The organism is Kitasatospora sp. NPDC042419 (genome assembly GCF_056437345.1).
The window spans coordinates 1-9,554 of sequence record NZ_JBWKAW010000075.1 but is presented as its reverse complement, the minus strand read 5'-3'; the positions used below and the strand labels follow the sequence as shown (position 1 = coordinate 9,554).

Annotated in this window: 1 protein-coding gene; it reads left to right on the top strand. The window is 73.7% G+C overall.

The window, feature by feature from the left end:
- Positions 1-9,554: type I polyketide synthase (locus AC067J_RS43640; RefSeq protein ID WP_478308446.1), on the top strand; the 9,554-nt coding region annotated here is incomplete at both ends.

Sequence of the window (9,554 nt, the reverse complement as noted above, 5' to 3'; positions counted from 1 at the left end):
GCCATGCGGCACGAGACCCTGCCCGCGACGCTGTACGCGGACGAGCCGTCGCCCGAGGTCGACTGGTCGGCGGGTGCGGTGGAGCTGCTGACGGAAGCCCGTCCGTGGTTGGCCGGCGACCGCCCCCGTCGCGCGGGTGTGTCGGCGTTCGGTGTCTCGGGCACCAACGCGCACGTCATCCTGGAGGAGCCGCCGGCGGTCGAGCCTTCCGCCCCGGACGTGGCTGAACTGCCGCTGGTGCCGGTCCTGTTGTCCGGCAACGACGAAGCGGCGCTGCGCGCCCAGGCACAGCAGTTGATCGACCGTTCCGACGCGGACACCGCGCGGCCGGTGGAGCTCGGCGCGGCCTCGACCCGGCGCGCCGCGCTGTCCCACCGGGCAGTCGTGCTCGCGGGGGACCGGCAGACCCTGACCGACGGCCTTCGTGGCGTCGTCGCCGGCACCGCATCCCTGCACGGCAGTGCGGGTGCGGGCCGGGTGGCGTTCCTGTTCACCGGTCAGGGCGCGCAGCGCACCGGCATGGGTCGGGGTCTGTACGAGGCCTTCCCGGTCTTCGCGGACGCCTTCGACCAGGTGGCACTCCACCTGGACGCTTACCTGGAGCGGCCGTTGGCGGAGGTGCTGGCGGACGAGGAGCTGATCCACCGGACGGGCTTCGCGCAGCCGGCGATCTTCGCGGTCGAGGTGGCTCTGCACGCGCTGCTGTCGCACTGGGGTGTTCGGCCGGACGTGCTGGTCGGTCACTCGATCGGTGAGATCGCGGCGGCCCACGTCGCCGGGGTGCTGTCGCTGGCGGACGCTGCCCAACTGGTGGCCGCGCGTGGCCGGTTGATGCAGGCGCTGCCCGCCGGCGGCGCGATGCTCGCCGTCGGCGCATCCGAAGCCGACGTTCTGGCGGCGTTCCCGGACATCGACATCGCCGTCGTCAACGGGCCGACCTCGGTCGTCGTCGCCGGACTCGAAGCCGAGATCGACAAGGCGACCGAGCTGGCCACCGAACGGGGCTGGAAGACCAACCGCCTGCGGACCAGCCACGCGTTCCACTCGCGCCTGATGGAGCCGATGCTGGAGGACTTCCGCGCGGTCGTGCGAGGCCTGTCCTTCGCCGAGCCGACGATCCCCGTCGTCTCGACCGTCACCGCGAGTCCGGTCGAGCCGGGCCAGTGGACCGACCCCGAGTACTGGGTCGACCAGGTCCGCAAGCCGGTCCGCTTCGCCGACGCCCTGACGGCCCTCGACGGCGTCACCGCCCACGTCGAACTCGGCCCGGACGCCGTGCTCTCCGCACTCGTCCAGGCCCCCGACGCCGTCACGGCGCCGCTCCTGCGCCGCGAGCGTGACGAAGTCACCACCGCCCTCACGGCGTTGGCGACCCTTTACGTCCACGGCGTCACGGTCGACTGGACCCCGTTCTTCACCGGGGTCCGTCCGGCCGAGCTGCCGACCTACGCCTTCCAGCACCAGCGCTACTGGCTGGAGAGCCGACCGGTGAAGGCGGTTGCGGCCGACCCCGTCGAGGCCGGTTTCTGGGCCACGGTGGACCGGGGCGACCTCTCCACGCTCGCCACCGAGCTCGGTGTCGACCCCTCCTCCCCGCTGGAGAGCGTGCTGCCCGCGCTGACGTCCTGGCGGGCGCGCGGCCGGGAGCGTTCGCAGTCGGACGGCTGGCGCTACCGGGTCGCCTGGCAGCCCGTGGCCGAGCCGGGGCCGTCGGTGCTGGAGGGCACCTGGGTTCTGGTCGGCGCCGACCCGGTCGGGCTGACCGGGGCTCTGACCGCCCAGGGCGCCCGAGTACTGGGCGTCGAAGCGGCCGAGCGGCACACGCTGGCCGATCGACTGCGGGAACTGGCCGGTCCGATCGCCGGCGTGGTGAGCCTCGCCGCCCTTGAGGACGGACCGCTGCTCGACTCGCTCACCGTCGTCCAGGCCTTCCTGGACGCCGAACTGGCTGCTCCGCTCTGGCTGGTGACGCGGGGTGCGGTGGCCACCGGCCGGGCGGACGGTGCGGTGGACGTCGGTCAGGCGCAGTTGTGGGGCTTCGGTCGTGCGGTGGGGTTGGAGCACCCGGGGTTGTGGGGTGGTCTGCTGGATCTGCCGGCTGAGTTGGACCGTCGGGCGTCGGTGCGGGTCGCTGCTGTTCTGGGCGGTGCGTTGGGTGCGGAGGACCAGGTCGCGGTGCGCGGTGGTGGCGTGCTGGTGCGCCGGTTGGAGCATGCTCCGGCGACCACCGGGTCGGCCTGGCGTCCGCGTGGCACGGTGCTGATCGCCGGTGGTACGGGTGGTCTGGGCGTGGAGGTGGCCCGTTGGGCGGCGGCGAACGGTGCGGAGCGGCTGGTGCTGCTGTCGCGTCGTGGCGCGGACGCCCCCGGTGCGGCGGAACTCCTGGCCGAGCTGCCGATGGCGGAGATCCACGCCTGCGATCTGGCCGACCGCGTGGCGGTCGAGGCCCTGCTGGCGGCCGTCGGCGGTGTCGACGCGGTCGTCCACGCGGCAGGCGTCAGTGAGCACATGGCCGTGGTGGATGCGGACGGGGAACACCTCCGCAAGGTCGTCGACGGCAAGGTCGAGGGTGCGCTGCACCTGGACGAACTGGTCGGCGACGTGGACGCGTTCGTGGTGTTCTCGTCGATCGCCGGAATCTGGGGCAGTGGTGAGCAGGCGGCGTACGGGGCGGCGAACGCCGCGCTCGATGCACTGATCGCCCGGCGCCGGGCGCAGGGTCTGCCGGGTACGGCGGTGGCGTGGGGTCCGTGGGCTCGGGTGGGTATGGCCGCCGATGACGAGACGGCCTCGCAGCTGCGGCGCCGGGGCCTGAACCCGATGGACCCCGATCGTGCGCTCGCCGCGCTGGCCTCGGCCGTCGGATCGAGCGAGGCGGCCCTGACCGTGGCGGATGTGCGGTGGGCGGAGTTCCTGCCGTTGTTCACGGCTGCTCGGGAGCGGCCGTTGCTGGTGGATCTGCCGGAGTTCGCGGAGTTGGCCGTTGCGCCGGAGTCGGAGTCCGGTCTGGCCGGGCGGCTGGCGGGTCTGTCGCCGGGCGAGCGTCAGCGTGTGGTGCTGGAGTTGGTGCGGGCCGAGGTCGCGGCGGTGCTGGGTCATGCGTCGGCGGGGGCGGTGGAGCCGTCGCGGGCGTTCAAGGAGTTGGGCTTCGATTCGCTGACGGCGGTGGAGCTGCGGAACCGGCTGCGGTCGGCGACCGGGCTGGTGCTGCCGGCGACGCTGGCGTTCGACTACCCGAGCGCGGAGCGGCTGGCCGCGTTCGTCCTGGAGCAGACGGCCGGCACGACCGTGCAGGTGGCGGGCACCGAGGCCGCGGCCGTGCGGACCGACGATCCGATCGTCATCGTCGGGATGGGCTTGCGGCTGCCGGGCGGGGTGGAGACACCCGAGGAGTTCTGGGACCTGGTCGCGTCCGGGCGGGACGGCATCGGCGCGTTCCCGACGAACCGCGGCTGGGACCTGGAGACCCTCTACCACCCGGACCCCGAGCACGCGGGGACGTTCTACGCCCGTGAGGGCGGATTCCTCTACGACGCGGGCAAGTTCGACGCCGGACTGTTCGGGATCTCGCCGCGCGAGGCCCTGACCATGGACCCGCAGCAGCGGCTGCTGCTGGAGACCTCGTGGGAGGCGCTGGAGCGTGGTGGCGTCGATCCGCTCGGCCTGCGGGGCGAGGCGGTCGGCGTGTTCGTCGGCGCATCCTTCATGGGCTACGGCACGGGATCGGTCGAGAACGGTGAAGGACTGGAGGGACACCTGCTGACGGGCACGGCCTCGTCGGTGATGTCCGGCCGGATCTCGTACTCGTTCGGGCTCGAAGGCCCGGCGGTGACCATCGACACGGCGTGCTCGTCCTCGCTGGTCGCGCTGCACCTGGCCGCGCAGGCGCTGCGGTCGGGCGAGTGCTCGATGGCGCTGGTCGGCGGTGTGACGGTGATGCCGACCCCCGACATCTTCGTCGAGTTCTCGCGTCAGCGCGGGCTGGCGCCGGACGGCCGCTGCAAGTCCTTCGGGGCGGGCGCGGACGGCACGGGCTGGTCCGAGGGCGCCGGTGTGCTGCTCGTGGAGCGGCTGTCCTCGGCGCGTGCCGCGGGGCGCCAGGTGCTCGCGGTGGTCCGTGGCACGGCCGTCAACCAGGACGGCGCGTCGAACGGTCTGACCGCGCCGAACGGTCCGTCGCAGCAGCGGGTGATCCGGCAGGCCCTGGCCAACGCCGGTCTGTCGGCGTCCGATGTCGACGCGGTGGAGGCGCACGGCACGGGCACCACGCTCGGTGACCCGATCGAGGCGCAGGCGCTGCTGGCGACGTACGGCCAGGAGCGTGACGGCGAGCCGCTGTGGCTCGGTTCGGTGAAGTCCAACATCGGCCACACGCAGGCCGCGGCCGGCGTTGCCGGGATCGTCAAGATGCTGCTGGCGATGCGGCACGAGACCCTGCCCGCCACCTTGCACGCCGACGAGCAGTCCCCGCATGTGGACTGGTCGGCAGGTGCGGTGGAGCTGCTGACGGAGGCGCGTCCGTGGCAGGCCGGTGACCGGCCGCGCCGGGCGGGTGTGTCGGCGTTCGGTGTCTCGGGCACCAACGCGCACGTGATCCTGGAGGAGCCGCCGGCGGTCGAGCCTTCCGCTCCGGCCGTGGCACAACTGCCGCTGGTGCCGGTGCTGTTGTCCGGCCAGACCCCGGACGCCCTGCGGGCGCAGGCGGAGCGGCTGGCCGAGGTGGCGGACGCCGACCTGCCGGCCCTGGCGGCGGCAGCCGTCCGCCGCCCGGTGCTGGCCCACCGTGCGGTGGTACTGGCGGGCGACAGTGGGGAGTTGGCAGCCGGGCTCGCCGCGGTGGCGTCCGGTGCGGGCGCTCTGACCGGTACTGTGAGCGCGGGTCGGGTGGCGTTCCTGTTCACCGGTCAGGGCGCGCAGCGGGTCGGGATGGGTCGGGGTCTGTACGAGGCCTTCCCGGTGTTCGCGGATGCTTTCGATCAGGTGGCGCTGCACCTGGACGCCTACCTGGAGCGGCCGTTGGCGGAGGTGCTGGCGGACGAGGAGCTGATCCACCGGACCGGGTACGCGCAGCCGGCGATCTTCGCGGTCGAGGTGGCGTTGCACGCGCTGCTGTCGCACTGGGGTGTGCGCCCCGATGTGCTGATGGGGCACTCGATCGGTGAGATCGCGGCCGCGCACGTCGCCGGGGTGCTGTCGCTGGCGGATGCGGCCCAACTGGTGGCCGCGCGTGGCCGGTTGATGCAGGCGCTGCCCGCCGGTGGCGCGATGCTCGCCGTCGGCGCCTCCGAAGCCGACGTTCTGGCGGCGTTCCCGGACATCGACATCGCCGTGATCAACGGGCCGACCTCGGTCGTCGTCGCCGGACTCGAAGCCGAGATCGACAAGGCGACCGAGCTGGCCACCGAACGGGGCTGGAAGACCAGCCGCCTGCGGACCAGCCACGCGTTCCACTCGCGGCTGATGGAGCCGATGCTGGAGGACTTCCGCGCCGTCGTGCGCGGCCTGTCCTTCGCCGAGCCGACGATCCCCGTCGTCTCGACCGTCACCGCGAGTCCGGTCGAACCCGGCCAGTGGACCGACCCGGAGTACTGGGTCGAGCAGGTCCGCAAGCCGGTCCGATTCGCGGACGCCCTGGCCGGGTTGGGCGATGTGACCAGGTTCGTGGAGCTGGGCCCGGACGCCGTCCTGGCCGCGCTCGTGCAGCAGCCCGAGGCCGTCACCGCGCCCCTGCTGCGCCGCGAGCGTGACGAAGTCACCACCGCCCTCACGGCGTTGGCGACCCTGCACGTCCACGGCGTCACGGTCGACTGGACCCCCTTCGTCACCGGGGTCCGGCCGGCTGAGCTGCCGACCTACGCCTTCCAACGCCGGGAGTACTGGCTCGAATTCAGGCCCCCGGTCGCCGAGGCTGAGGACGCGGGCTTCTGGGACCGGATCGAGCAGGGCGACCTGCCCGGCCTGGCCTCGCAGCTCGGCGTCGCGGAGGCAGCCCTCGAAGGTGTGCTGCCCGCGCTGACGTCCTGGCGGGCGCAGGGCCGGGAACGGTCGCTGCTGGACGGCTGGCGCTACCGCGTCACCTGGGAGCCGCTCCCGGAGCCCGGTGCGGCGAGCCTCTCGGGCACCTGGATCCTGGTCGGCGAGGTTCCGCTCGCCGACACGCTGGAGCAGCACGGCGCGACGGTCCTCCCGGTCCCGGCGGGTTCGACGGCGGAGCTGGACGCCGGACTGCGGATCGCGGGCGTTGTCGGCGTCGTCGCCGCCCCGGAGTCCGTGGACGAGGCACTGGCGCTGGTCCGGACGATGGTGTCCGCCGGGACCGAGGCCGCACTGTGGCTGGTGACGCGCGGTGCGGTCTCCAGCGGGCGGGCGGACGGTGCGGTGGACGTCGGTCAGGCGCAGTTGTGGGGCTTCGGTCGTGCGGTGGGGTTGGAGCACCCGGGGTTGTGGGGTGGTCTGCTGGATCTGCCGGCTGAGTTGGACCGTCGGGCGTCGGTGCGGGTCGCTGCCGTTCTGGGCGGTGTGCTGGGTGCGGAGGACCAGGTCGCGGTGCGCGGTGGCGGGGTGCTGGTGCGCCGGTTGGAGCATGCTCCGGCGACCACCGGGTCGGCCTGGCGTCCGCGTGGCACGGTGCTGATCGCCGGTGGTACGGGTGGTCTGGGCGTGGAGGTGGCCCGTTGGGCGGCGGCGAACGGCGCGGAGCGGCTGGTGCTGCTGTCGCGTCGTGGCGCGGAGGCGCCGGGTGCGGCGGAACTGCTGGCCGAGCTGCCGATCGCGGAGATCCACGCCTGTGACCTGGCGGACCGCGCGGCGGTCGAGGCGCTGCTGGCGGCCGTCGGCCGGGTCGACGCGGTGGTGCACGCGGCGGGTGTGGCCGAGGACGTGTCGCTGGTCGACGCCGACGAGGCCCACCTGGACCGGGTGATCCGGGGCAAGGTGGAAGGCGCGTTGCACCTGGACGAACTGGTCGGCGACGTCGAGGCGTTCGTCGTCTTCTCGTCGATCTCGGGTGTCTGGGGCAGTGGTGAGCAGGCGGCGTACGGGGCGGCGAACGCCGCGCTCGATGCACTGGTCGCGCGGCGTCGGGCGCAGGGTCTGCCGGGTACGGCGGTGGCGTGGGGCCCGTGGGCTCGGGTGGGTATGGCCGCCGACGACGAGACGGCTTCGCAGCTGCGGCGCCGGGGCCTGAACCCGATGGCGCCGGACCGCGCGCTCGCCGCGCTGGCCTCGGCCGTCGGGTCCGGGGACGAAGCGCTCACCGTGGCGGACGTCCGCTGGGCGGACTTCCTGCCGCTGTTCACGGCGAGCCGGAAGCGGCCGTTCTTCGACCGGCTGCCGGAGGCCGCCGAGCAGGCTGCCGCACCGGAGTCGGACTCCGGTCTGGCCGCACAGGTGGCGGGCCTGTCGCCGAGCGAGCGTCAGCGTGCGGTGCTGGACTTGGTGCGGGCCGAGGTCGCGGCGGTGCTCGGTCATGCGTCGGCCGGGGAGGTGGAGCCGTCGCGGGCGTTCAAGGAACTGGGCTTCGACTCGCTGACGGCGGTGGAGCTGCGGAACCGGCTGCGGTCGGCGACCGGGCTGGTGCTGCCGGCGACGCTGGCGTTCGACTACCCGAGCGCGGAGCGGCTGGCCGCGTTCGTCCTGACCGCGATCGTCGGCGAGGACGCGGCCGCCCCCACCGGCCCGGCGCCGGTGGCCACCGTCGCGGACGACCCGGTCGTCATCGTCGGGATGGGCCTGCGGCTGCCGGGCGGGGTGGAGACACCCGAGGAGTTCTGGGACCTGGTGGCCTCCGGCCGGGACGGCATCGGCGCGTTCCCGACCGACCGCGGCTGGGACCTGGAGAGCCTGTACCACCCGGACCCGGACCACCCCGGCACCTCGTACACCCGGCACGGAGGGTTCCTGTACGACGCGGGCGACTTCGACGCGCGGCTGTTCGGGATCTCGCCGCGTGAGGCGCTGGCGATGGACCCGCAGCAGCGGCTGCTGCTGGAGACCTCGTGGGAGGCGCTGGAGCGTGGTGGCGTCGATCCGCTCGGCCTGCGGGGCGAGGCGGTCGGCGTGTTCGTCGGCGCATCCTTCATGGGCTACGGCACGGGATCACTGGAGAACGGGGAAGGACTGGAGGGACACCTGCTGACGGGCACGGCCTCGTCGGTGATGTCCGGCCGGATCTCGTACTCGTTCGGCCTGGAGGGCCCGGCCGTCACCGTGGACACCGCCTGCTCGTCGTCGCTGGTCGCGCTGCACCTCGCGGCGCAGGCGCTCCGCGCCGGTGAGTGCTCGATGGCGCTGGTCGGCGGTGCGACGGTGATGCCCACCGCGGATGTGTTCGTGGAGTTCTCGCGTCAGCGCGGGCTGGCCCCCGACGGCCGCTGCAAGTCCTTCGGGGCGGGTGCGGACGGAACGGGCTGGTCCGAAGGTGTCGGCATGCTGCTCGTCGAGCGGCTCTCGTCGGCGCGGGCTGCCGGGCGCCGGGTGCTCGCGGTGGTTCGCGGTACGGCCGTCAACCAGGACGGTGCGTCCAACGGCCTGACGGCCCCCAACGGCCCCTCCCAGCAGCGCGTGATCCGCGCCGCGCTGGCCCAGGCCGGCCTGTCGGCGTCCGAGGTGGACGCCGTCGAGGCGCACGGCACGGGCACGACCCTCGGCGACCCGATCGAGGCGCAGGCCCTGCTGGCCACCTACGGCCAGGAGCGTGACGGCGAGCCGCTGAGGCTCGGGTCCGTGAAGTCCAACATCGGCCACACCCAGGCCGCGGCGGGCGTCGCCGGCATCATCAAGATGCTGCTCGCGATGCGGCACGAGACCCTGCCCGCCACGCTGTACGCGGACGAGCCGTCGCCCGAGGTCGACTGGTCGGCGGGTGCGGTGGAGCTGCTGACGGAAGCCCGTCCGTGGCCGGCCGGTGCCCGCCCCCGTCGCGCGGGCGTGTCGGCGTTCGGTGTCTCGGGCACCAACGCGCACGTCATCCTGGAAGAGGCTCCTGCGGCGGAGGAAGCGGCCGACGTTCCGGTGCCGCGCCTTGTGCCGGTGCTGCTCGCCGGGGAGTCGGAGGTGGCGCTGCGGGCGCAGGCGGAGCGGCTCGCCGAGGTGGCGGACGCCGACCTGCCGGCCCTGGCGGCGGCAGCCGTCCGCCGCCCGGCGCTGGCCCACCGCGCGGTGGTGCTGGCGGGCGACCGGGAGGCGCTGATCGGCGGGCTGGACGCGGTGGCGTCCGGTACCGGTGGCCTGACCGGCACCGCACGTGGTGGCCGGGTGGCGTTCCTGTTCACCGGTCAGGGCGCGCAGCGGGTCGGGATGGGTCGGGGTCTGTACGAGGCCTTCCCGGTCTTCGCGGATGCCTTCGACCAGGTGGCGCTGCACCTGGACGCTTATCTGGACCGGCCGTTGGCGGAGGTGCTGGCGGACGAGGAGCTGATCCACCGCACCGGGTACGCGCAGCCGGCGATCTTCGCGGTCGAGGTGGCGCTGCACGCACTGCTCACGCACTGGGGTGTTCGGCCGGACGTGCTGGTGGGGCACTCGATCGGTGAGATCGCGGCGGCGCATGTCGC